The sequence below is a fragment of the Sphingomonas echinoides ATCC 14820 genome (genome assembly GCF_000241465.1).
Classification (GTDB): domain Bacteria; phylum Pseudomonadota; class Alphaproteobacteria; order Sphingomonadales; family Sphingomonadaceae; genus Sphingomonas; species Sphingomonas echinoides.
In genome coordinates this window covers 1-23,747 of the sequence record NZ_JH584235.1, presented here as the reverse complement: position 1 = coordinate 23,747, position 23,747 = coordinate 1, and the positions used below count along the sequence as shown (strand labels likewise).

The 23,747-nt window shown below is 61.3% G+C and carries 19 protein-coding genes; 11 read left to right on the top strand and 8 right to left on the bottom strand.

Features of this window, described 5'->3' with window-relative positions; genetic code table 11:
- The first annotated feature begins 233 nt into the window (after positions 1-233).
- The gene (locus tag ON00_RS21105; protein ID WP_281048000.1) at positions 234-872 is read left to right on the top strand and encodes a prolyl oligopeptidase family serine peptidase; all 639 of its coding nucleotides are present in this window, start codon (positions 234-236) and stop codon (positions 870-872) included.
- A gap of 191 nt (positions 873-1,063) precedes the next feature.
- Here ON00_RS21105 and ON00_RS00070 read toward each other — a convergent pair whose 3' ends face one another.
- Positions 1,064-3,955: a TonB-dependent receptor domain-containing protein gene (locus tag ON00_RS00070; RefSeq protein WP_010402238.1), complete on the bottom strand. Its 2,892-nt coding sequence runs from the start codon at positions 3,953-3,955 to the stop codon at positions 1,064-1,066.
- A gap of 487 nt (positions 3,956-4,442) precedes the next feature.
- Complete coding sequence (locus tag ON00_RS00065; protein ID WP_211207088.1) at positions 4,443-5,258, bottom strand: SDR family NAD(P)-dependent oxidoreductase; 816 nt, start codon at positions 5,256-5,258, stop codon at positions 4,443-4,445.
- 91 nt (positions 5,259-5,349) lie between these two features.
- On the opposite strand from ON00_RS00065, the gene ON00_RS00060 reads away from it, so the two are divergent.
- Entirely contained in the window at positions 5,350-5,742 is a 393-nt protein-coding gene (locus ON00_RS00060) for a winged helix-turn-helix transcriptional regulator (protein ID WP_010402235.1), read from the top strand.
- 357 nt (positions 5,743-6,099) lie between these two features.
- Here ON00_RS00060 and ON00_RS00055 read toward each other — a convergent pair whose 3' ends face one another.
- The 5 genes from ON00_RS00055 to ON00_RS00035 all read right to left on the bottom strand — a co-directional run bounded on the left by ON00_RS00055 (position 6,100) and on the right by ON00_RS00035 (position 13,968).
- The gene (locus ON00_RS00055; RefSeq protein WP_010402233.1) at positions 6,100-7,032 is read right to left on the bottom strand and encodes a metallophosphoesterase family protein; all 933 of its coding nucleotides are present in this window, start codon (positions 7,030-7,032) and stop codon (positions 6,100-6,102) included.
- 75 nt (positions 7,033-7,107) lie between these two features.
- Positions 7,108-9,588, bottom strand: coding sequence for a TonB-dependent receptor (locus ON00_RS00050; RefSeq protein WP_010402232.1), 2,481 nt, complete (start codon positions 9,586-9,588; stop codon positions 7,108-7,110).
- Positions 9,589-9,669: 81 nt separating this feature from the next.
- On the bottom strand, positions 9,670-10,614 hold the full coding sequence (locus tag ON00_RS00045) for a FecR family protein (protein ID WP_010402231.1): 945 nt from the start codon (positions 10,612-10,614) through the stop codon (positions 9,670-9,672).
- Positions 10,572-11,144 (bottom strand): RNA polymerase sigma factor, encoded by a 573-nt coding sequence (locus tag ON00_RS00040; protein WP_010402230.1) that lies wholly within the window; start codon positions 11,142-11,144, stop codon positions 10,572-10,574. The genes ON00_RS00045 and ON00_RS00040 overlap by 43 nt, the downstream gene beginning before the upstream one ends.
- 121 nt (positions 11,145-11,265) lie before the next feature.
- The gene (locus ON00_RS00035; RefSeq protein WP_010402229.1) at positions 11,266-13,968 is read right to left on the bottom strand and encodes a TonB-dependent receptor; all 2,703 of its coding nucleotides are present in this window, start codon (positions 13,966-13,968) and stop codon (positions 11,266-11,268) included.
- A gap of 111 nt (positions 13,969-14,079) precedes the next feature.
- Here ON00_RS00035 and ON00_RS00030 point away from each other — a divergent pair, with 111 nt between their 5' ends.
- The 9 genes from ON00_RS00030 to ON00_RS20420 all read left to right on the top strand — a co-directional run bounded on the left by ON00_RS00030 (position 14,080) and on the right by ON00_RS20420 (position 23,326).
- The gene (locus ON00_RS00030; RefSeq protein WP_010402227.1) at positions 14,080-14,943 is read left to right on the top strand and encodes a DUF6528 family protein; all 864 of its coding nucleotides are present in this window, start codon (positions 14,080-14,082) and stop codon (positions 14,941-14,943) included.
- Positions 14,940-16,112 carry an MFS transporter gene (locus ON00_RS00025; protein ID WP_029622291.1) on the top strand — a complete coding sequence of 391 codons (1,173 nt, stop codon included), beginning with the start codon at positions 14,940-14,942 and terminating at the stop codon, positions 16,110-16,112. Before ON00_RS00030 ends, ON00_RS00025 begins: the two co-directional genes overlap by 4 nt.
- On the top strand, positions 16,109-17,260 hold the full coding sequence (locus tag ON00_RS00020; protein ID WP_010402224.1) for an ROK family transcriptional regulator: 1,152 nt from the start codon (positions 16,109-16,111) through the stop codon (positions 17,258-17,260). Before ON00_RS00025 ends, ON00_RS00020 begins: the two co-directional genes overlap by 4 nt.
- A 253-nt stretch (positions 17,261-17,513) precedes the next feature.
- On the top strand, positions 17,514-17,936 hold the full coding sequence (locus ON00_RS19730) for an IS1096 element passenger TnpR family protein (protein WP_010402221.1): 423 nt from the start codon (positions 17,514-17,516) through the stop codon (positions 17,934-17,936).
- A 506-nt stretch (positions 17,937-18,442) separates the two neighbouring features.
- Positions 18,443-18,682: a hypothetical protein gene (locus ON00_RS20430; RefSeq protein ID WP_154651235.1), complete on the top strand. Its 240-nt coding sequence runs from the start codon at positions 18,443-18,445 to the stop codon at positions 18,680-18,682.
- A 321-nt stretch (positions 18,683-19,003) separates the two neighbouring features.
- Positions 19,004-20,353 carry an HlyD family secretion protein gene (locus ON00_RS00010; RefSeq protein WP_010402220.1) on the top strand — a complete coding sequence of 450 codons (1,350 nt, stop codon included), beginning with the start codon at positions 19,004-19,006 and terminating at the stop codon, positions 20,351-20,353.
- Position 20,354: 1 nt separating this feature from the next.
- On the top strand, positions 20,355-22,472 hold the full coding sequence (locus ON00_RS00005; RefSeq protein ID WP_083834036.1) for a peptidase domain-containing ABC transporter: 2,118 nt from the start codon (positions 20,355-20,357) through the stop codon (positions 22,470-22,472).
- A 53-nt stretch (positions 22,473-22,525) separates the two neighbouring features.
- Positions 22,526-22,735, top strand: a complete 210-nt coding sequence (locus tag ON00_RS20425; protein WP_154651234.1) for a hypothetical protein — start codon at positions 22,526-22,528, stop codon at positions 22,733-22,735.
- 21 nt (positions 22,736-22,756) lie between these two features.
- Positions 22,757-23,326, top strand: a complete 570-nt coding sequence (locus ON00_RS20420) for a hypothetical protein (protein ID WP_211207086.1) — start codon at positions 22,757-22,759, stop codon at positions 23,324-23,326.
- A 203-nt stretch (positions 23,327-23,529) separates the two neighbouring features.
- Here ON00_RS20420 and ON00_RS21005 read toward each other — a convergent pair.
- Positions 23,530-23,747 (bottom strand): hypothetical protein (locus ON00_RS21005; protein ID WP_211207085.1); only part of this gene is annotated, 218 nt, incomplete at its 5' end.

The following is a 23,747-nucleotide window of genomic DNA, read 5'->3' as shown; positions in this document are numbered from 1 at the left end:
CGGGCGACGACACGCGCCTGGTGGCCGCCGGGTTTCGCCCGCCCGAAGTCGTCACCGCCAAGGGACGCGACGGCAAAACCGATATCTGGGGCATCGTCGTGCGACCGCGCGATTACGATCCACACAAGACATATCCGGTGATCGAAAACATCTATGCTGGCCCGCACGACAGCTTCGTGCCCAAGGGTTTCTGGCCGTTCGGCTATCACGCCGGCGGCGACAAGGTGATCGGGATGCAGGCGCTGGCGGATCTCGGCTTTATCGTCGTCCAGATTGACGGCATGGGCACCGCCAATCGCTCCAAGGCATTTCAGGACGTCGCCTGGAAAAATCTCGGCGATTCGGGCTTCCCTGATCGCATCGCCTGGCACCGCGCACTGGCCGCGCGCGACGCATCCTACGATATCAGCCGCGTCGGCATCTACGGCGCGTCCGCTGGGGGGCAGAGTACGCTCAACGCCTTGCTGTTCCACCGCGATTTCTACAAGGTCGGCGTGGCTTATGCCGGTTGCTACGACAATCGCATGGACAAGATCAGCTGGAACGAACAGTGGCTCGGCTGGCCCGTCGACAAGAGCTATGCCGCCGCCTCGGGCGTCGACAATGCCTGGCGGCTGACGGGCAAGCTGCTGATGATCGTCGGCGAGCAGGACAGCAATGTCGACCCCGCTTCGACGATGCAGGTGGTCGATGCGCTGATCAAGGCGAACAAGGATTTCGATCTGCTGTCGGTACCAGGCGGCGAACACAGCGTCGGCCGCTCAACCGGCCCGATCGACTATGTCACACGTCGGCAATTTGGCTTCTTCGTACGCAACTTGCTCGGCGACACCACGCCCGACTGGAACGCTGTGCCGACGCGCGTAGGCTAATCGGATGGGCTGATACCACCCTACTCTAAAATGCTAGGTCGGGAACAATTTTACGCCTTGAAGGCATCTTCTGAGACAATCTGTGCAGGAGCTGGCGCGACCGTCTGTAACGCAAGGTTGGAAATCGTTTCATGCGGCCCGTGCCTGCGCGGTGAAGGACACCGCGCAGGACGTTTAGGCAGCGCGGAACCTCAGAAGCCGTAGGACAGCCGCAAATAGCCGAACTGTCCGGGGACATCGTAGGTGGTCGTATCGAAATTCGCGCCGTCGCAGGTGATGCAGACGGGCGGCTGCTTGTTGAAGACGTTGTTGACGCCAGCGACCAGCTTGAACTTTTGCATCCAATCCGCCGACAGGTAGAATTGCACGTCACCATAGAAGGTTGGCGTCATGCGATGCTTGGTTGCATCGCTCTCCCTGACCGCGCTGATATAGCGGCCGGTAAACGACGCCCCGAACGACGGCGTCGAGAAATCGACCGTGCTGTTCAGCTTGAAGCGCGGGAAGGCCTGATCGACCGACAGGCAACGCTCGGTCCCAACGCATTTCTGCAAGCCGGTCGGCAGCAGCGCGTCATATTTCAGCAGATAGGCTGCATTGACGCTGAGGCCCGCCGTGCCACCGCGGAACCGCGGCGTGCGGTAGAGCAAGGTACTGTCGAGCCCATCGGTCTTGATCGAGTTCAGGTTCTGCAGCACCGCGCCGACCGATGCGATGGTGCCGACAGTCGTGCGCTTGATCAGCGCGCAGCTCGCGGCATCGCCGTTGAATGCGCAGCGCGAGAGGATCAGTGACGCCGGGGCCGAGTCAATCGCGTTCTTCAGGCTGATCGAATAATAATTGACCTCGAGGCTCAGCACGCTGGCCAAACGACCGTGCGCCCAGGATGGGCTGTAGACGCCCCCTGCGGTCCAGGTCTTCGCGGTTTCGGGCTTGAGGTTGACGTTGCCGCCCGAAAAAACGCCGATCTGGCCAGCCGGCTCGGCATAGCTGCCATTCGCCGGCACCCCATTGGAGATGCAGTTCGCCTTCACCGTCGCGTTGGTCTGGAAAGAGCCGCCCAGCCCGCTGGTGCACGGATCCTGGATCGTCTGGTCGGAGCGCGAGGCACCGGCGTAGAGTTCGCCGATGCTCGGCGCGCGCAGGCTCTCGGCATAGCCGCCGCGCAACAGCAGGTCGGAAACCGGCTTCCACAGGCCCGACGCGGTAAAGACCGTGTTGCTGCCGAAGGTCGAATAGTTTGAGTGGCGCACCGCGCCGTCGAATTCGAGCTTCTGGAAGAACGCGGTGTTGGTCAGGATCGGGACGCGAAGCTCGCCATAGATTTCATCGACGTTGAAGCGGCCGCGGCTCGGTTGGGTCGGCACGTCGGCACCCAGCCCGGCGACGATAACCGGATCCGGGTCATAGCTCGCCCCCTGATCGCGATGCTCATAGCCGATCGCCAAACCGACATCGCCGGCCGGCAGCGTGAACAGCGCACCCGAAAGGTTGGCGCTGAAATCATTGAGTTCCTGTTGGCTCTTGTCGCGTTCGTTGAAGGTGACGAAGGCGAGCATCGCCGGGGTGATCGAGCCCGCGCCGCCAACCGTCGCGCCACCGAAGATGTTGAACGGCACGCACGCACCGGTGCATTGCGAGACTGGCCCGAGCGCCTGCGCGAGCTTGGCGGCGTTGACGTTGCCGGTGAAGAGCTGGTGCGCGTCGTTGAGGCCATAGACCGCGTTCGCATCCCAGAACCACTTATGCTCGCCGATGTGGAACGAGCCGTCGAGCGTCACCGTTCCCGAGAAGGTATCGACATCCTGCGTGAAGATACGCTGGCCACCCTCGACGAAGCGACGATTGATCGCGACGTAATTGGCGGGCACGCCCGACGGCGTGCCGTCGAGGTTGACGCCCGAGGACAGCGTGACCCCGAACGGATTGTAGGGATTGCTGGCATCGACCGAAATGCGGTCGAGCAAATTGCCATTGCCCGCACCCGGCCCGATCACAAGCGGCAGGAACGCGGCCTCGGTGCGCGAGTGGCGGTGATTGTAGACCAGCTTCACCCGCATGTTGACGTTGTCGCTCAGCGCCTGCTTGAAGTTCAGGAATCCGCCATACCGCTCCGACGGCGTCAGCAGATAGTTGAACGGCGCGAAGTTGAAGCGGTCGGCATCGGTGAAGGTCTTGAAATCGGCCAGCGTCGCGGTGCGCCCGATGACGGGTGCCTTGAGCGTCAAATTCTGCCCCAGCACGCGGTAGCGCCCGAGCGGCGGCGAGCCGCTGCACCCGACGCCACCGGTCGCGGCAAAGGCGGGATCCTGGCACGACACCGCCCCCGATGCCGGGAACAGCGAAATCGCCCGATTGCCGGTGCTGACCGCTTCCTGCTTGGTATAATAGCCGCCGAGCACGACCGAGGTGCCGCTTGCGGGCTTCTGGATGCCATAGCTGAGCTCGTAATTCTGGGTATGGCCATCGCCCTGGCGGAAAGTGCCGAACTGGGCGTTGGCCTGCAGCCCCTTCTGCGCCTGCTTGGTGATGATGTTGACCACGCCGGCCACCGCGTCGGTGCCGTAGAGCGGCGACGCGCCCGATTGCAGGACTTCGATCCGTTCGATCGAGTTCATCGGGATTTCGTTGAGATCGACCGAGGCCGGGATGCCGCCCGCCGACGAGCCGTTGACGTAGCGCAGGCCGTCGACCAGCACGAGCGTGCGCTTGGCCCCGAGATAGCGCAGGTCGATTTCCGCCGCGCCGGAGCTGACACCGGTGCCGTCGGGCGGACCACCGATATTGCCGGCATTGTTGACCTTGGTGTTGAGCCCCCCGCCCGCGCTCGGCAAGCGCTGCAGCACGTCAGCGACCGAGCTCAGGCCGGTGCGCGCGATCGCGGCCTGGTCGACGGTGACGACCGGCTTGTCCTGGTCGAGCGGGCTGCGGCGGATGCGCGATCCGGTGACGACAATATCCTGGTCGGAGGCGGCGGTGGCATTTTCTGGCGCGACCTGCGCCGACGCCGGAGCAACGGAAATGCCGACCGCGAGCGCCACCATGGCGGCACCCAGATAATAAGGCGAGATAGCTTTAAGCATGATTGTTTCCCCGTTTGTCGTCTTTGCGACATCCTCTCCGGGTTTATGACAGGATGGTGAAACAATCGACACGGTGGCCGCAAGGGGGCAATGCGCGCGACCGGTCGTTTCCTTGGCAGTGTGGTTAATTTGTGACTATCGAAACACACCCCCGGATTTGGTTTGCGTAGAGCGGCTTTTGGTCTCTTGAATCGCGCGCAGGATCTCGGATGATTCAGCCTGCTGGCACTCCGCAGGGGATCGGGGAACAAAGGCCAACTTGCCACGAAAACGGGCGGCGGGAACCGTGCGGACGAGCCCCACCGTGGCGAACTGGCAGGGCTGCAAACGCACAACAGCCCCATCTCTTTTGAGACGGGGCTGTTGTGCTAGCGTTGGTCGCGGGGAGGCGCGCCGGACGGTGTCACACTTCACCTGTGATCGACGCGATGGCGCTTGTCGCCGGCATCTCGACACCTGCAGAGATCCACAAGCGACTCTCTGGCCGTCACCTCCCCTTGCCGTAAGCCGCCGCTCCTTCATGCTTAATATCGGCTGGGATTGGGCGTGCTCCGCCGAAAGTAAGAGCATGCCCGTCACGTCCGACCTGCCGCATGCCCCCATCAACACAGAGCTCGACGCCCGCAATGTAGCTCGCCTCGTCGCTCAGCAGGAAGATCGTGGCAGCGGCAACCTCGGCAGGCCGCGCCATGCGTCCAAGAGGGTTCGGCGCGATCAATCCGGCCCGTACCTCCTCAGGCACGCGCGCCATCATATCGGTGTCTGTCGGTCCCGGTGCGACGACGTTGACGCGGATGCCACGCATCGCCAGTTCTGCGGTCCAGGTGCGCGCGTAAGAGCGCAAGGCGGCCTTGGTTGCAGCATAGGTGCCACAGGAATGGACACCAGCCGACCCCGCGATGGATCCAACGAGGACCACCGAACCCCCATCACGCATCGCGCTCAGCGCCGCCCGCAATGCGAAAACTGCGCCGCGCACATTGACGGCGAAGAGACGGTCGAAGTGCTCAGGCGTCTCGTCTACCAGTGCGGCAGCGTCACCGATCCCCGCATTGAGTACCAGCGCGTCGATTCGGCCATGCACATCCTGCACCGCCACCACCACGCGTCTCATATCCTCCGGCAGGCTGGCATCCGCGACGAGCCCGCTCGCGCCGTTTCCGATCTTCTCGACCGCCTGTTCGACCTCGCGCGGACTTCGGCCCGTCAGGAACACGCGTGCACCTTCGCTTGCTAGCCGTTCTGCGATCGCGAGGCCAATGCCCTTCGCGCCGCCCACGACGAGCGCCACCTTGTTCGTCATCCGATTCATCTGCAGAGTCCTTCATCAATGAGGACAAACCAGATATACGATGGTTATCTGATAACAAGAACGCACCTTGGATAGCCGAGATATGGCGGACGATACCGACCTTGAGTTTCTGTCCCTTCGCGCGCAGTCCGATGTCGCGCGCATACGCCCGGTGCTGGACAAGATCGCCGACAAGTGGACGATCATGATCCTGACGGTGCTGTGCCCGAAGCCGGCGCGGTTCAACGAGATCAAGCGTCGGCTTGACGGTATCACGCATAAGGCGCTTGCCGACGCCCTTAAACGTCTCGAGAGAAACGGCTTGGTCACGAGGACTGTACTGCCGACGGTGCCGATCGGCGTGCAATATGCAATCACGCCGCTGGGCCATTCGCTTCGACAGCCTTTCGAAGCACTCTGCGCTTGGGCGCTCGCGCACGGCGAGGCCATTGAGGAAGCAGGCGTTTCATACGATCGGGCCAAAGCGATCGATTAACTGCGCTCTTCGAGCGTTTTTCAGCGGCATTACAAGATCGCAGCGTTTAGCTCGCCCGTGCGAAGGACCCAATCGTGGACGCTCAGCGCCCTCGTTACGCCCCCCCAACTTCGGACACTCGTTCATAGGTTCGCGGTCGCATTCCCATCGTCGCTGGAATGGCGAAAACGGATCGACTGCTGCCGGAAGCTCGTGGGACCAAGCCGTCGTTTGGCCTTATGGCGGCGCACGTCAGGTTTCGCTAGGATCGGAGGTCACGAGTGGGGACGGAAAGCGCGAGCATACGCCCGGTTATGGGCAGTGATCGGACGGCAGCCTCTGGTACGGGAGGCGGGAGGCAGATGCCTCGATCCGTATTCAGATCGGCACGTCTCGCCGAGCGACACTGGAGAAGCCGTACGTTCGATAGCAACTCGTCACGGAACGGGCCGATACGGTGATCTCGGTATAGCCCTCCGGTGTACCGAGGAATGATCCGCGCCAATCGGCGCCGGCGACGGCCCCAGTGGTGATGAAGGACATGCCGTTCAGCTCGATCTGCTCATAGACATGGCTGTGTGCCTGTAGCACCGCCAGGACATGATGGTCGCGCAGGATGCGCAGCACGTCGCGGCCATTGACCACGAACGTCCAATTGTGGGGGGTGTCGAGCCAGGATTCCGGCTCATAGCATTGCATCGCGGTAACAAGCGGAATGTGCGTCACAGCGATAATGCGAGCACCTTTGGGCTGCGCCGCGAGATCGCGGCGCAGCCACGCCAGTTGCTCATCATCGACGCGCCCCTCGTAATTTCGGTCGGCGGTCAGGCCGATCGAATCGAGCACGACGAAATGCACGCCCTTATGGTCGAAGGCGTAATATCGCGGTCCGAAGCGATCGCTATAGAAGTGCTTGCCGTAATCGGGTGCGGAAGGATCGATCCCGCTCTTCGGGAAGACGCCGAGACAATCGTGATTTCCGATGACGTGATGCACCGGTTTGCGCAGATGCGCGCGCTCGGTCCGTTGATAGAGATCCATCAGCATCGTCGCGCGGTCCCTTCCGGTTTCCAGCGCGTCCTCGATATGGTCGCCACCCTGAATCACGAAATCGCAGTCGGATGCGGAGACCTGCTCGAAGCACATCGCGCAAGCGCGGGCGGCGTCCAGTTCAGGCCGGATATGGCAATCGCCCATCAGGACGAAACGGAACGCGTCGTCCGTCTGCGGCGGCGCGGCCGAAGCCGCCCGCGCCGCCAGCGGCAAAAGCGGCGCGCCCATCGAGAGCTTGAGAAGAGTGCGTCGTTCCATAAGGCATCCATCGAAAAGGCGGCCGAGGGGCGCTCCCGATACGATACGGGGGAGCGCCCCTCCCGGGGAAACGGCTCAGAAGTGCGCGCGCACCGTCGCGAACACCTGTCGCGGGGCGGCGGCCTGCAGCGTGGTGTAGGTGCCGTTCGGATCAGAGGTTACAAAGCCTGCCGTGCCGGTCGAAGCGATGTAATGCGCGTCGAACAGATTCATCACGTTGACCTGAACGTCGAGCAGGCGGCTGAAGCGATAGCCGACCGAAAGGTTGAAATTGACCGCGCCGGGCAGCACAGCATCGTTCAGATAGCTGTAGTAGCGCGCGCTGCGATAATGCGCGGTCACCCCGCCCCACAGCGTGCCATCGTCATAATTGAGTTCGGCATTGCCGACGTTCTTCGGCGAGGCGACCACCTGCTTGCCCTTTGTGGCGATAACGGCCCCGCCCAGCGGCTGGACATTGTCGTCATAGGTCGCATCGTTATAGGCCCAGCTGCCGTACAGCGACCAATGCGGCGCGAACCGCCAGTTAGCCGCCGTCTCGACGCCGCGCGACGAGACGCTGCCGACATTCTGCAACACGTTCTGGTTGCCGACGACGGTCGCGCTGATCGACGAAGCAAGCAGGCGGTTGGTGAACTTCACGTAATAGCCGGTCAGCGAAAGCTGCAGATCGCGATTATGGAAGCGGTAACCGGCCTCGAACGTGTTGGTCATCTCTGGTTTGAGGTCGCTGCGGATATAGTTGAAACCGGCTTGCGAGCTGCTGGAAAAGGGGCCGCTCGATGTGGACGCGACGAACGCCGCCATATTGCGGGTGTAATCCGCGAAAAGTTCGTTGTGGCCGTCCAGCGTGTAAAGAACGCCGGCGGTCGGCAGGAACCAGTTCTCCGCCTTGATCGAGCCGTCGATCGGCTTGGTGCTGACGATGCTATGCGCGTGATTGGTGGACACGACACCTTTCACGCCCGCGTTCAGACGAAGATGGTCCGTCGCCTGCCAGGTGTCACTGATGTCGAGTTGCACGGTGTCGGTGGTATATTGGTTCGAATAGGTGGTGTGGAACGGGTTGGTGTAGAATTTTTGGAACTCGCTCGGCGCTACGCCCGCCTGCAGTCCGTAGAGATAGTTCGCTTGATTGAACGCATTGTGCTCATACCACACGCCGCCCTCGATTTTGTGGTCACCGGCCTTGAACGTCAGGCGCGAGAGGATGCCCTTGCGATCGATGTCGTAACGGTTTGCCGAAACCGAAATCGGCGAGCCGCCATAGGCTGCGGGCGTGGGATCATAGGGATCGGCCCAGGTGCCGATGCCCTTGTCGAGGTGAATATAGCCGGTGGTGAAGCCCGACAGGCGCGACGAAAGCTGATAGCCCAACTTTTCATAGGCAAGCAGATCGCGCCGAACGCCGCCGCCCTGATACACGCTGTCGTCCGCGTTGACATAAGGCGCGGGCGGTGTGCCGCCATTCTGGGTGATCGTGGCGAGGCGTTCGGCGAGCGCGAAGGTCGGGATATTGTCGAAATCCCAGCCATAGGTCTTCAGCCGCGCCAGCGAGGTGTCGTTATAATCGTCTTCGCGCCGGTCGATCAGGTCGAGAAAGGTGGTCGAGGTCACGCTGTCGCCCAGCGGCTGGACGTATTTGGCGTTGATCTGGTCTTGAACCTGCTTGCCCCAGCCCTTCCATTTGCCTTGCCGGTCGTGCGCATAAGAGAGCGCCAGTCTTCCGCCCCACGGCAGGTCGCCACTGTTGACGCGAACAAAGGTGCGCCATGAACTGGCACTGCCATAGCTCGCCTCGAGATCGACACCGAAGCGTGCGGTCGGATCGATCGAGGTGAAGTCCACCGTGCCGCCGATATTGCTGGTCGACGCCGTGCCCAGCGCGCCGCTGCCCTGGGAGAGCGTGGCAGCGCCGTTATTCTCGGTCAGCAGTGCGCGGTTGATCGAAAGGCCGTTATTGTTGCGATACTGCATGTTGCCGAGCGGGACGCCGTCGAGCGTGTACCCCATCTGATCGGTCAGGAAGCCGCGGATCGAAAGCTGCGTCGCCGCCTCATAGGTGCCGTGTGCATCGGACGAGTCGAAGTTGACGCCCGGCAGCCGACTGAGCGAGCGCAGCGGCGACGAGCCCGCCGTCGTCTTTTCCATCGCCTTGGCGGACACCGTCTGCACCTGGCGCGACTGGCCCTGCCCCAGCACGACGATGTCCGCCCCGGTCGTACTCGCGATCTCCTTTGGGGTTTCGACCGGCGCGACCTTCAGCGAGATCATCGAGGCGGTTTGCTCCGCGATCACCAGTCCCTGCCCTGCGATCAGCCGATGCAGCGCCTCGTCGCGCGTGAAGCTCCCGTGTAGCGCCGCCACGCGACGACCGGCAACCGCGTCGTACGGGAAGACGAGGTGCACACCGGCCTGCCGTGCAAAGCCATTCAGCGCGGTCGCCGTGTCGGATGGCTTGATATCGAAGCGGATGCGCGCTGCCTCGGCCTGCGCGGAAGCAGCCGTGGTCATCGCGACCGCCATGATGGCGGTCGTCGTCAAATATCGTATCATGGAAGTCCCCACTCTCTATGCGATTGTCGGGGCAAGGATGGATCAGCGCGGACGAACCGCCATTCGCCGTGTAAAAAAAGTTCAGATCCGGGTGAGAACGATGCCGCCGTTTGCCCCGGTCGTCGCCCGCACGCCGAACGACGTGCGCAACGCTTGCAGAAACTCTGCCGGGTTGGTGGTCGAAAATGTGCCGCCGAGGCGCAGGCGCGACAGATCGGGATCACCGATCACGATCTTATCGGGCAGATAGCGGTTCATCTCCGCCAGCGCGTAATCGAGGCTTTGGCCGTTCAGCACGAGCGTGTCGTGCTGCCAGGCACCGATCGAACCGAGATCGGGCGCGTCGCGCAGCGCCATCTGTCCGGCATTGGCCAGCGCAACGTCGCCCGCGCCGATACGCCGCGTGGTGCCCTCGAACGTGCCGCCCCCGGAAAGAATCGCCAGTTCGCAGCCGGCACCGCGCAGCCGCGCATTGTACGCGCCTGGTTCGAGTAGAAATTTGCCGCCGGGCGTCAGCAACTCCAGCCGGTGCAACGCCGCAAGGCGAACGGCGATCTCGCCCTGCTCCAGCCAGACCCGCGCGGGCATCCCGGCTTTCCAGGAGACGCGGGTGTCGGTGTTAAGGTCGAGCGACAAACCGGGTGCAGCGGCGACGGTCTTGCGCTGGCCGACGGCAGTCGTTGCCGAAGCGCGGGCAGCGGCGCGGTATGCGAAGCCCCCGCCTACGACCACCGCCACAGCGACCGAGGCCGCAGCGCGCAGGATGTGGCGTCGCCCTGGCCGCTCAGGGACGATCGGCTCGGCGCGGCCTTCGCGCGCCAGTTCCCCGTTCGCAAGGCGTAAAGCATCCAGATCGCGCCAGGTGCTGGCCACTTCGACGAACGCAACTGCATGGCGAATATCCGCTTCGCGCCAAGCCTCGAACGCTGCAACGTCCGCCGATCCCGCGTCGAGCGCAGCCAACCAAGCGGCGGCCTCGTCGGTCAGGTCAGCGTGCTGCTGCGGGCTTTCGGAAAGGCCGGACAAACTTCCTCCACCTGCGCTTCGCTGTCGCGACGGGCCTTCGTTACGAGGGCAAGGCCTTTAGCGATATGCTTTTCGACGGTCGAGACAGATATTGAAAGGGCCTCGGCGATTGCAATTGGGGGCATACCCTGAATTTTGCGCATGTGCAGGACGCGCGCGCATTGCGGCGGCAGGCTATCGATTAGCTGGAGCAGGCGTTGCAGGTCGGACCGCCCAGCCGCGACCGCGAAGGCATCGGGCGCGGGATCTGCCACGTCGAGCATATCCAGAGATGCCAACAGTTCGATCCGAACCACATTCGCGCGCCGCAGGCGCTCCAGCGCAAGATTATGCACAATCGTCAGGACGAAACCGCGCGCACTGACGATCGCACGAAAGTCCGGCGTTTTCAGGACGCGCGCATAGGCTTCCTGCACCAGATCATCGGCCTCATCACGACCGCAAAAATGCACCGCCTTAGCCCGGTAAGCGGCGGCGTGCGGCAGCACCTCGGCCATAAACCAGCGGTCGATGTCACGCAGCCAACCCAACGCACACTCCAAACTGCTCGGAGCGCGCGTAGGTGTGCTTTCTTACAACAGTGCGACATCGACGCGAAAGCAGGACTGGCTTGAGCACCCGGCCATGCCGGTATCGATATCGTACCATGTCTTAGAAGCGAAACACCGATCCGACGTAATAAGCGCGGCCGTTTTCCAGTTCCTCGCTCAGCAAGCCGAAGCCGGGGCCCGTCACGCGCGTCGGGCGATTGTCGGACAGGTTCTTGCCCTGCGCCACCAGGGTGATGGCCCGCGACAGCCGGACGCGAACCTGCGCATCGAAGACATCGCTGGCCTTGTACCGAACGTCCTGGGTGGGGTCGGTTGTCGACACGGTCAACAGGAGGGGCGACAGGTGGTTCCACGCGCCTTGCACCGTGACCGGCCCAAAGGTGTAAAAGGCGCGAACGTTACCGACGACGTTCGCGCTTTCGATCAGGCTCGACAAGGGACGACGCGTGCCATTCGTCATCATCACCGACGGTGGCGTCGGGTTCAGCAGGGTGACGTTGGCGGCAATGCCCAGCCCGGCCAACGGCCGCGGCAGGAACGAGAAGCGGGTGACGACCGCGTTCAATTCGACGCCCCGGATCACCGTGCCGCTGGCGTTGATCGGCTGGGTGGTGGTGACCTGGGTGGTGACACCGTTATAAGGCTGGAGGGCGGTGTTGCTGACCGTCAGGATTTCGTTTCGAACGTTCTTGATGAAGCCTGCTACCGAGAACAGCACGTCCCGGTTGGCATAATATTCAAGGCTTATGTCGTAATTGTCGCTCCGCCGTGGCTGCAACTGCGCATTGCCGGTCGTGATCGTGACGAAATTGGTCCCGGAATTGATGACGATGGTCTGCCGTCCCGCCAGATCGCTGTAATTCGGTCGCGCAAGTGTCCGGCTGAACGCCGCGCGGGCGCGAAACTTGCTCGTCAGGTTCCAGTCGAGTTCCGCCGACGGCAGCCAGTCGTGATAGTGCTGCCCCTGCTGCCCATAAGCCAGCGTCGTCGTTTTGCCGACCGTAGTGAAGGCGTTTGATCCGGTCGTTAGATCGGTGCCTTCGTACCGGACACCGGCGGTGAGCCGCAGATCGTCCAGCGCATAGCGTCCCAGGACATAGGCCGCCTTGATGTCCTCGGTCAGCGTGTAATCGGATTGCAGGCTGGTTTGTGCGTTCGTGGCATTCGCAACGAACTTGGCGGGGTTGGTGTTGAAGAACGCCGTGACCGCGGCAGGATCGAAGAACATCACGGTCTGGCCGCCGCTGTTATAGGGCGTATAGGTCTGGGGCGCGGCAAAGGTGGACAGCGGCGCAGCCCCGGCGATCGGAGCATAGTCGCTTACGGTACGATCGTATCGGCGATCGACGAAGCGCGCGTAAAGTCCCGTTGCAAGTCCGAACCCGCGATCTTCGCTCGCCATGTTGATCCGCAGGTTCGCCCGTGCGGTCAGCGCCTTTTCCTTCTGATCATCGGGGGCGATCTGATAGTCATAGAAATTGTAGTTTGCGGGATTAAACACGTAGCTTGGGTTGGCGAAGGTGAACTGGGGAAACTGCCCCGGCGTAATCGTATAGGCATAAGCGAGGTTGGTACCGGCCGGAATGCGGAATACCGAGGTCGTTGCATCCTGATGATAGGTGGCGATCGCATAGTTCACGCCCAGATCGGCGCGGATATGATTGCCGGGGCTCAGCTCGCCGTGAAAATCGGCATATTTGATGCCCCGCTTCTGGAAGTAATGGGAATCGTCGTCCTGCGCGTAAGTGCCGCTGGTGACCGTGCCCCCGGCTGGGGTAACGCCCGTGATGTAGGTGTATTTGTTGGTCGCGGCGGTTACCGCGGTGTTCGGGGTCACACTGTTGGCCTGCCGATCCTCGTCATTGGTGTGGTAGAAATCGGCAAAGGTCAGCGCGCCTTTGAACAGGGCGTGGTCGTCAAACTCGAACTTGGCGAGGCCGCCGTAGCGCTGACGGAGATTGTCATAGTGCAGCCAGCGACGGACCGAAGGCACGACAGCGGCATTGCTGACATCGGTCGTCGCCGAGCTCAGTTTCTGGCCGGTGGTCGGATCGGCGTAGAGCGGCGTCGTGCTCGCGGAATCGAGTGAGGCGCTGACGCGCCGGAAATAGCTGCCCGCGACAACCACGCCGAATTTGTGGTCCGGACCGAAGGTGGTCGCGCCGACCAGCTCGGCTTGTCCTGACGGTGTATTGCCACCGCGCACGTGCTGGAAATCCCAGCGGCCAATGTCTGCACGACCACCCAGAAAGGGCTTGCCGCCATTGTCGAACGCGCTGCGCGTGCGGAGGTTGGCGATACCGCCGATCGCGTTGGCGTTCATCGCCGCATCCATCGACTTATAGACATCGACGCGTGCCGCCAGCGACGACGGGATGACGTCGAGCGACACGTTGCGGCGCGAGATTTCGTTGGCTGGCAGGGGCACGCCGTCAATCTCAACGAGGTTATAGTCGGCATTGAGGCCGCGGATAGAAAGGAATTGCGCCTCGCCGCGACCGTTATTCTGGATGGTGGATATGCCCGGAACGCGGGTCAAAGCCTCGCCCAGACCGAAGTCCGGCAGCGTGCCGACCTCGTCAGAGCTGATACTGTCGGAGATAACGGAGATCTCGCGCTTGGCCGCAATGTCCTTTTTCGCCTGAAGCCGCGCGCCGGTCACGACGATATCGCCTTCCTTTTCGGAACCGGCTGCATCGGGGTTAGCCGTTTGGGCAGGCGTGGCGATGCTCTGCGCCAAGGCATCGCACGGCACCGACGCGGACAAAAGCAACAGCAAACGGAAATGTGATCGGAACGACATGGCGAATCCCCCTCTGGATGACATGATCGCGTCATTTAATCACTATAGGTGACATAAAAGTGACGGTGCATCGCGGTGATGTGGCGACGTCTCGATGGAAAGGATAAATCTATGTTTTTGCTTGGGTTGACGGCTATGGCCGCTGCGACGACCACACCGGATCGCCTTTATGCCTGCGGAGACAATCAGGTCCGCGAACTGCAAATCATCGGCGATCGAGCGACCGAGTCGTGGCGCTGGACGGCAAGCGAGGCGACCGATCTGCCCGCAGACTACCGGGCGGAGCTGCTGGCGCATATTGATGACTGCAAGCCGGTGGACGATGGACGCAACCTGCTCGTCACCGCCTCGACCGGCGGAACGGTGTTGATCGACCGCACGACCGGCAAGGTGCTGTTCCGCGCGAGGACGCCGATGGCACATTCAGCGGCGCTGCTGCCGGGTGGGCTGGTTGCGGTCGCGCTGTCGATCCATCTGGCGGGCGACCGGCTCGAACTCTACGACATCCACCGCAGCGAGATGCCGTTGCAGAGCCTGGCGCTGCCGTCCGGGCATGGCGCGGTCTGGGATGGAAAGCGCACGCGACTGTTTTCGCTCTCGCACGATCTGATTCAGGCGTTCCGGCTCGACAACGCCGTGCAGGGCCCCCGTCTAGTGGAGACCGCACGCTGGCCGCTACCGGGTCGGCGCGACGGGCATGACCTGTCGCTGACGCCAAATGGCAGCTATACCGTCACCACCGATGATGGTGCCTGGTCCTTCAACCCCGATGACGGCAGCTTCCAGGCCATCGCGCCGCTCAACCCCAAGCTGCGCGTCAAGGCCGTGAGCGCAATGGGCGACCGCATCGCCTGGGTGCAGGCCGAGGAGAGCTGGTGGGCCCACGGCTTCACCGTTATGACAGCGCAAGGTGCCGAGCCGCGCCGCATCCCGGTCGACAACCTTCATCTCTACAAGGTCCGATGGATCCGATGACGCTGTCTCCGCGCGTCGCGCATAGCGCCTATTACGCCGCCCACATCGGCAAGAGCCTGTTATGGACGGCGAGCGACCTCGTCACGATCTACGCGCTGGTCAGCCTGTTCGGGGTCGATCCGGCGCTGGCGGGCTGGCTGTTCCTGGGCGGGCTTGCGGCGAACGCGCTCGCGGACCTGTGCGTCGGTGCGTGGCTGGACCGTCATCCGCAGCATAGGCGACGGGTCGCCGGCGTAGGCCTCACCGGGGCCGCGCTGATATTCCCGATGACGATTCTCGCCGCGACATCTGGCAACGCCGTGCTGATCGCGGCGACGCTTGCCTTCCGCCTTTGCTATGCCGCCTATGACGTGCCGCACAACGCAATGCTGACCCGGCTGGCGGCAACAGCGGCTGGCACGGCAACACGCCTGTCGCGCGGGCGCACGATTGGCACCGGCATCGCGGCGGGCGCGGTCGGGCTCGCATTGTCGCGGTGGCGAGACGCGGCTACTCTGCCTGTGATGCTCTGGCTGATTGCGGGTACAGCGTTGATTCTCGGGTCCGCGCTGCTGCCGCTCCTGCCGCGCGCCATGCCATTGCGGGTGGGCGCGGCGGTACCCACCGGTCCGGGGCTGCCCTGGGGGTTCCTGGCCGGCAGCCTGATCGGGATCGTCGCGCTCGGTGCGCTGACCAAGGCGATGCTGCAATTGCCGACCACGATCGCCCATCCCGACGCCGGGACGACCGTCCTGCTGCTGACGGCTGGGCGGGTACTGGCTGCGTTGGTCCCGTTCGCCGTCTACGATGCGCGTCGCGGCCTGATCCTGCTGGCGTCGCTGTACCTGATCGCTATCCCCGTCATGGCCGTACTGCTCCGGCTGGAGGGATGGCCCATGATCCTGATCCTCGGCCTGCTGCTCGGCTGCACCAATCTGCTGGACTGGACGCTGCTGCCACTGCTTGCGCGCGGCGCGCGCAGCTATGGCTTCTACACCATGGCGGCCAAGCTGGCGCTCGGCGGGGCCGGGCTGACAATGACCGCCGCGCTTGGCGATCACACCACTTTCGCGCCCGATGCCTTTACGACATTCGTTGCCGCGCTGCTGGGCGCTTGTGCGGTCGCTGCCTGGTGTGTTTGGCCACGGCGTCGTATCGCACCGACCAATTCGAGGGGCTTCCACGCATGAATCATGGCTTCGCCGGCCAGTTCGCGCCCGCATTTCTACGCGAAGACGGGCGCCGCACCGCAACCGACAACGAACGTGTGGTGATGGCGCTGCTCCACCGCACAGGCACGGCCTCGCGCGCCGACCTCGCCCGCGCGACTGGCCTGACGGCGCAATCGATCACCCGCCTTGTCGATCCGCTGATCGAGCGCGGCCTGCTCGTCGAGGGCACACCCCAAATCGCCGGGCGCGGCAAACCGAGCGCGAAGCTCCGCCTCGTCGCCGATGCGGCCTTCGCGGTCGGTGTGTCGGTGATGACCGACGCGGTGTCGCTGGTGTTGATGGACTTGACCGGCGCGATCCGCGCGCGCGCCGATGCACCGCTGCTCAGCGTCGACTTCGCGCGAGCGGCCGCACAAATTGCATCGCTGATCGATGCCACGGTGACCAAAGCGGCGCTCGATCCAGCGCGACGGATCGGCATCGGTGTCGGCGTGACCGGCTATTTCATCGGTGACGGCGCGCGGCTGAACCCGCCCGCCCAGCTCGAACCATGGGCGCTTATCCCGATCGACACGATGCTGGCCGAGCGGCTCGGCGGCCCGGTCTGGGTCGACAATGATGGCAACGTCGCCGCACTCGGTGAGGCGATGCTGGGTGCGGGGCGCACAACAGGCGACTTTGCCTATCTGTATTTCGCGGCCGGGTTCGGCGGCGGGGTGATCGCGGGCGGCGCGCAGTTGCGCGGCAGCCACGGCAATGCCGGCGAGTTCGCCTCGATCTTGCCCGAGGGCTGGCCGCAGCCCAATCTCGAGAATTTGCGCCTGTATCTTGCGAACCACGGGCAGCCTTACGACGATCTGCACACGATGCTTGCCGCGTTCGATCCCGCCGATCCGCTGATCGACGGCTGGCTGGATCTCTGCACGCCGTCGTTCAACCTTGTCGCCTCGGTCATCTCGGCCGCGCTCGACCCCGACCTGATCGTGCTCGGCGGCCGCTTGCCGCCCGTGCTGGCCGAGCGGATCATCGCGCGCATCCGGTTCACCAACCCCGAGCGGCGCGGTCATTATCGCCCGACACCCAGCATCGCCCCGTCGGCGATCGGCCCCGATGCTGCGGCGATCGGTGCCGCCATGCTGCCGCTGCGCACGGCGTTCTTTACGTGACGGTATCTCAGGTGGCCGCGAACGGCCATGGGTTATCCCGGCCTTCGGTAGACGTTGGGGACCCAATTGGAACGTTAGATTGCATAATCAGCTGGCTGCATACCTGTGTCGACAAGACTTACTGAACCCTAAGAAGTCGAACGGCGGGTTGAGCTGAAATTGGTCGTGCACACACCCGCGTCGGAACGGCGTAAGGTGCTCGGGCAGGCGCCGCCGACAAGGCCGTGACCGTCACCAAAAAACATTTGAACCCATGCTTTACGCTCACGAATTTCGCCCCCGGAACGAAGGCCGCGTCATCGGCACGAAGCGGGCGCTCAGCCGCAACGGCGGACGCCGCGCACCGCGCGAGGACGCCCGCAGGACGCCGCGGTTCGAGAATTTCCTCAACACCATTGCCGACCCCAAACATCCCGAGCATGCCGAAGCTACGGAATGGCACTTCGGCTGCTATGGCAACGCCTTCGCCCGCTCCTGCTTCGATGAGCTAGCAGCAAAGCTCCGCAGAAGCGACATCGCCAAACGTCGCGCCGCCGACGAAGCCACCTTCGCCGAACGAAAATCAACCTGCCAGGGCGTCCTCCAGACCGCGCTTACCTCGCGAATCGGGCGTAAGCCACAGAAAAAAGGCGAAAAAACCGCCTCGGGCGGACCTGAGACGGTTTGGTATGTGTGAGTTTGGTTGCGGGGACCTGCACTGAACGGTGTGCCACTTCCGCAGTCATCGAGATCTAGAGGCATGGCGCTGCGGAACTAGCAGCCTCTCGGTTAGCGACCCGCCATGGACTGCGTCAACTTCGCCTGCCGCGGCGGCGATCGACAGAGATGATGCGACTATGGTCGACCCACCCCTGCCCGGCGCCGCTCGCACGCCGTTGCAGCGGGGATAGGCCTTGCATCCATAATGGAATGCTTTTCCGCCGTTGGCACCGCCCCATCGCTTGACCATCGGGCCACCACAGCAAGGACAGGTTTTTCCCGGCTCTGCGCTGCCGCCGCCCGTTTTGCTTTTCCGCCTTTTCGCAATCGTGGCTGAAGCAGGCTTTTGGATCATCCGATTAGTCGGCGTGTAGATAGGCGTCGTCCCCTCCTGGGAGCGCATGGCGGTCCGCGCTGGGACTAGACGGTAATTAGAAACGCCCTCTAGGGTGTCAGCGCACAATGGCTGGCATGAGGACGACAATGATTATTTGGCTGCGCCTCGATGATATTTTGGTTTTTGAAGGAGAAGCGGATGCTGCTCCACCAGCTGGATCGATTGTCGAGTTCCGCATCGCAGAAACCGTGGGCGCTATTCCAAAAGGCTCTTTAGCGTCTGCCACGGTATCGGCCAATCATCCAGCGCGATATGATTTTGACACAATCGCACCGAAACTCATTGTAGAGTTGATTATCTGCGAGCCCCACCTCTGCCTCGACTAACGTCCGTCGCCTACGGTGCTCGATGTCTAACGCGATCGATTTAGCGATGTTCAGAAAACGACCGTTCGATGCACACCGCCGGCAGCGGCTAGAAACTGTAGATATCACAGCTAATTGGCACCATGCTGTCAGCGGCAGATGGCACTTCCGGGCGATGGGTTTGATGCAAAACTCAAAAGTTTTGCATCACCGCAGCGGCGCAAAGCGGCCGGTCGGCTGACGCTCATTTGCGGACAGGCGATAGCGGCACGGCGAAAGGGGGTCGGTCGTCCCTCCGTGCCGCGCTGCTAAACACGTAAGGTCAGCGAACGCCGATACCGCTTGGCGGCCGCTCACCAGGTTGAAGATTACCACGACCACCGCGGCGACCAGCAGATGCAAGCGCGCAGATCAAAAGTCTTCGCCCAAGCCTTGTCGTTCCCCCCCGGGCCGGTCATGTCTGGCCTCATGTTTCGCCAAGAAGCCCAGATCGCGCAGCAAAACCGACTGCATGGCGATGTCTCACTCGCGATGCCGATATCTTGGCAGTTGATCGGTTATGGCCTGTTGGCGCTGCTGGTCGCGGCTACGGCTTTTCTGTTTTTGGGCTCCTATGCACGGGTGGAAACGGTCGTAGGTCAGATTGAGCCCGATCTTGGCGCAGCCCAAATCGTCCCTTCCCGCGCAGGCATTGTCACCGGCATCTTGGCCAAGGAAGGTGAGCAAGTGTCGGCGTCATCGGCCTTGGTGTCGATCCGGGTCGAAGAGATGGGCCGCACTGGCGGCACCGGACCAACACAGGTTTTGACTGCGCTAAGCGAGCAGGACACCCAGCTTGCCGCCCAACAGAGTTCTACGTTGGCCGGTGCGCGAGCAACGCGCCAGCGGTTGGACGCCCAGATCACCGGTATTCGTGCAGAGCTTGCGGCGCTGGATCAGCAGATCGCGACCCAGCGCAAATTGGTCGAAGTGGCACAGGGTGATTACGATCGATCGCAGACTATCGCCACCAAAGGTTTTCTCAGCAAACGTGACCTTCAAACCCGAGAAGAAACGTTGCTCGGCCGCCAGCAGCAGTTGGCCAGCCTCACCCAGGCGCGCGCCGACAAACAAGCAAGCCTGATGGAAGCGGCTCGCGCTATCGATGAAGCGGGGCGTACCGCACAGGCAGCGGCGGCCGGGATCGCGGGCGACCGGGCATCGGTCGCGCAGCGGCGGTATGATGTTGAAGCGTCGCGCGGCTATACGCTGACCGCGCCGATCGCTGGTGTCGTCACGGCTGTGACGGCGCGCATCGGCCAACCTGCTCAGGTGAATGCACCACTGATGACGATAGTACCGGCGAACGCCAAGCTCGAAGCGCAACTTTATGTACCGACCCGGGCGGCCGGGTTTCTGTCGGTCGGGCAGGAGGTGCATGTACAGGTCGATGCTTTTCCTTACGCTCAATTCGGTTCGGTGCCTGCCGTCATCAGCCGGATTAGCTCAGCTACCATCAACCGAGGCACAGCTAACGGGCAACCAGAACCAGTCTATCTGGTCATCGCCGCAATCACAGATCCGAGGATATATGCATTCGGACGCTTTCACCGTCTCCAACCGGACATGACATTGGCAGCGCGCATCGTCACCGAGAAACGCACGCTGGCGGAATGGCTATTCGAACCGATCCTCGCGGTCCGGCGTCGCTGATATGGCTAAGCTTGACTTGGGCCTGTTCGGCCAACATTCTGTCCGCCATGTGCGCCAGACCGAGGTTGCCGAATGTGGTTTAGCCTGTCTTGCGATGGTCGCCAGCTTTCATGGGCTCGATATAGACCTCAATACGTTGCGTCGACGGCATGCACCGTCGCTCCGCGGGGCGTCGCTCAAGAGCCTAATTGCAGTGGCCGATCAGCTTGGTTTCGCATCACGGCCGGTTAAGTTGCCGCTCGACGCCTTGGGCGATCTTCATCTGCCGGCGATTCTGCACTGGGATATGAACCACTATGTCGTGTTGGAACGGATCGAGCGCGGCCGGGCGCTGATCTTGGATCCGGCAGCGGGCGCGGCGCGGCGCGTGCCGTTAGCAGAGGTATCGCATCACTTCACCGGTGTAGCGCTCGAACTGCGCCCTGCAGCGGGCTTTGAGCCGGTCAATCAGCGGCAACGTTTGCACTTGCGTCAACTCTGGGGACGGATGCGCGGTTGGAAGCGGGCAGCTGCACAGACGCTGGCGCTGACGATTGTGCTTCAGGCGTTCACGCTGGCATCGCCCTATTACATGCAACTCGCACTCGACAGCGTGGTGCCGGCGCTTGACAGCAATCTGTTGGCTGTTCTCGCTCTCGGTTTTGGGTTGTTCACGCTGTTCAATGTGGGCGCATCGCTGCTGCGCGGGTTTGTGCTGCTCTCGGTCGGCACCACCATGGGTTATGCCTTGGCGACGAACCTCGCAAGACGGTTGTTCCGGTTGCCGGTCGAGTGGTTCGAGCGCCGCCATGTCGGTGACGTGCTGTCCCGCTTTCAATCGGTGCAGCCGATCCAAGACGCGCTGACGCAAGGACTGGTCGGCTCACTGGTAGACGGTGTTCTCGCCGTGCTAACGTTCGCGCTGATGCTTTGGTATAGCGCCACCTTGGCGTTGATCGCGCTGGGAGCATTCCTGCTCTATGCGCTGGTTCGATTGATTTCGTTCGGGTTCGAACGGGATGCCCGCGAGGCGGGGATCGTCACAATCGCCAAGGAGCAGTCCACGCTCATCGAGACGGTGCGCGGGATCGTAACGTTGCGGCTGTTCGGCCGTGAGGCCGAGCGGCACGTATTATGGCAGAACCGATTGGCCGACGCGACCAACGCACAGATCGGTGTGGCGCGGATCGGAATCTGGCAGCAGGCCGCCAATACCCTGATCTTCGGTCTCGAGAACGTCGTCACCATCTGGCTGGCGATCAGGCTGGTTCTGTCCGGGGGCTTCTCGGTTGGCATGGTGGTGGCATACCTCGCCTATAAACAGCAGTTCCTGACCCGTGTCGCGTCGCTGATCGATCAGGGAATCGCGTTTCGGATGTTAGGGCTGCACTTGGAGCGGCTGGGTGATATCGCCCTTGAGGAAGAGGATCGGGGGTTCGGTGCGAGCGGCGGTCACGACTCGCCATTTTCGGGACATATTCAACTCAAAGGAATATTTTACCGCTATTCGCCGACCGATCCCTTGATCCTCAATGGCATCGACCTCGACGTTCCAGCCGGTTCGCATATCGCGATCACAGGACCATCCGGTGGGGGGAAGTCTACCTTGGCAAAAATCATCTTGGGGTTGGTCAACCCGGACGGCGGTGAAGTACTAATTGATGGAGTGCCTCTGCGCCGCTTCGGCTTTCGAAGCTACCAGTCACAAGTTGCTGCGGTGCTTCAGGAAGACAGCCTGTTTGCGGGTTCAATTGCAGACAACATCGCGTTGTTCGATGAGCAGGCTGACCCGGAGAAGGTAATGCGATCAGCGGTTATGGCAGCGATCCATCAGGAAATCATGGCGATGCCCATGAAGTACGAAACCCTAGTAGGGGACATGGGGTCAGCGCTGTCGGGCGGCCAGAAGGCGCGCGTACTACTGGCGCGGGCGCTCTATCGCGAACCTAAACTGCTGCTTCTGGATGAAGGTACCGCTCACCTTGATTATCAAACAGAAAAAGCCGTTAATCAAGCAGTTAACAATCTGGGCATCACGCGCATAATTATTGCCCACCGTTCAGAAACGATCGCTAATTCTGAAATTTCGTTCATATTGGATGGTGGCCGTATGGATTCGATGGTTTCGACTTGCTCTTGATAAATCGGCTTGTAGGCTCTCTCCGACACAGTGAGGTGTCGCAGGGAAGGAAGATGAAAATGTCCGTTCAAGATCTTTCCATCGATGAAATCGAAGGCGTCAATGGCGGTATCTATTCGGCCCGCATGGTACTCTGGGGAACTCTGGCAGGCATCGCAGGGGCAGGCCTAGCAGTTGCCGGTTTGGGCACGCCAATCTCAATCGGCGGTGTCGCTCTGGCTGCAGAAGGCGCTAGCGCAGTGGCCATCGGGCTGACTGGCTGAAAATAGTAACTGGCGGGATCGATGTCTTTTTTTACTAACAAGAACGAGATATTTTTCTCGCTCAGCCTTGATCCCGCCGGTACAAAAAAAGCGTACGTCTACAGGCTTGAGAAAAGCCGTTTTAGAATAATCATGGGATTGCTTCCGTACGTTACACTGACAAGTATCATTGGGCTTTTCGGCACAATTATAGTCGGTATATTTTTTGAAAATCGACTTTCGCAAGACGAAACGACAAAATATATTCTTATATTTAATGCAATGGCTGCTATCGTAGCGATAGCAGAACTTGTGCAATTTTTACTAATAAGAAAAAATTGTCCAATTGTTTCTGATTCTGAGCGAAGCAATATCGTTAATCTGACGATTTTTAAAACACCTTCATGGCAAATATATGTTTCTTTTTTACTTGCCTTGCTTACTCCGCTTTTCGGATTGATCTTTCTCCCTGATAATAGCGGAGGCCTTATCAGCAGTATTAATAAATCTAATGATTTAGAAAAATTTATGTATATTCAAATATTATTAATAAGCACAGCTCTTTCTGCAGTAATATTGTCCAAAGTGATTTCTATACTGCGACACGATTAAATACGAATAATTCAAAAAATATTTAAAACTATTTAATGCTTAAATAAAAAAACAATTTTTATTGTTAGCTTACAAATTTATATTTGGTAGCGTTTAGACAACCATTATCCAAAAATCAAAAAGTGCATCAGCGCAGCGGTGTCAAGCGATCGGTCGGTTGGCTCCCGTCCCAGAGCACTCACCAGACTATCGCTATCTTTCGATCAGCGAAATCGTTCACTGCGTAAAACCGCTGCACCCAGGAAAGGTGCGATGCAGGCAAGCATTACTAAAAGGGTTAGAGCGGCAGCTCCAATCGTAGTGGCAGGGTTCTTGCCTATGTAAACTAAGCCAAGGAAAATAAGGGCTGGGACGTAAGTGATATAATTAAATAAAACACCCAGATTATCAGTGCGATACCTCAGTCCTAAAAGGCCAAATG

Excerpts from the sequence above, each read along its gene's own strand:
- ON00_RS21105 (WP_281048000.1), top strand. The coding sequence starts at position 234 with ATGCAGGCGCTGGCGGATCTCGGCTTTATCGTCGTCCAGATTGACGGC.
- ON00_RS00070 (WP_010402238.1), bottom strand. The coding sequence starts at position 3,955 with ATGCTTAAAGCTATCTCGCCTTATTATCTGGGTGCCGCCATGGTGGCG.
- ON00_RS00065 (WP_211207088.1), bottom strand. The coding sequence starts at position 5,258 with ATGACGAACAAGGTGGCGCTCGTCGTGGGCGGCGCGAAGGGCATTGGC.
- ON00_RS00060 (WP_010402235.1), top strand. The coding sequence starts at position 5,350 with ATGGCGGACGATACCGACCTTGAGTTTCTGTCCCTTCGCGCGCAGTCC.
- ON00_RS00055 (WP_010402233.1), bottom strand. The coding sequence starts at position 7,032 with ATGGAACGACGCACTCTTCTCAAGCTCTCGATGGGCGCGCCGCTTTTG.
- ON00_RS00050 (WP_010402232.1), bottom strand. The coding sequence starts at position 9,588 with ATGATACGATATTTGACGACGACCGCCATCATGGCGGTCGCGATGACC.
- ON00_RS00035 (WP_010402229.1), bottom strand. The coding sequence starts at position 13,968 with ATGTCGTTCCGATCACATTTCCGTTTGCTGTTGCTTTTGTCCGCGTCG.
- ON00_RS00030 (WP_010402227.1), top strand. The coding sequence starts at position 14,080 with ATGTTTTTGCTTGGGTTGACGGCTATGGCCGCTGCGACGACCACACCG.
- ON00_RS00025 (WP_029622291.1), top strand. The coding sequence starts at position 14,940 with ATGACGCTGTCTCCGCGCGTCGCGCATAGCGCCTATTACGCCGCCCAC.
- ON00_RS00020 (WP_010402224.1), top strand. The coding sequence starts at position 16,109 with ATGAATCATGGCTTCGCCGGCCAGTTCGCGCCCGCATTTCTACGCGAA.
- ON00_RS19730 (WP_010402221.1), top strand. The coding sequence starts at position 17,514 with ATGCTTTACGCTCACGAATTTCGCCCCCGGAACGAAGGCCGCGTCATC.
- ON00_RS20430 (WP_154651235.1), top strand. The coding sequence starts at position 18,443 with ATGATTATTTGGCTGCGCCTCGATGATATTTTGGTTTTTGAAGGAGAA.
- ON00_RS00005 (WP_083834036.1), top strand. The coding sequence starts at position 20,355 with ATGGCTAAGCTTGACTTGGGCCTGTTCGGCCAACATTCTGTCCGCCAT.
- ON00_RS20425 (WP_154651234.1), top strand. The coding sequence starts at position 22,526 with ATGAAAATGTCCGTTCAAGATCTTTCCATCGATGAAATCGAAGGCGTC.
- ON00_RS20420 (WP_211207086.1), top strand. The coding sequence starts at position 22,757 with ATGTCTTTTTTTACTAACAAGAACGAGATATTTTTCTCGCTCAGCCTT.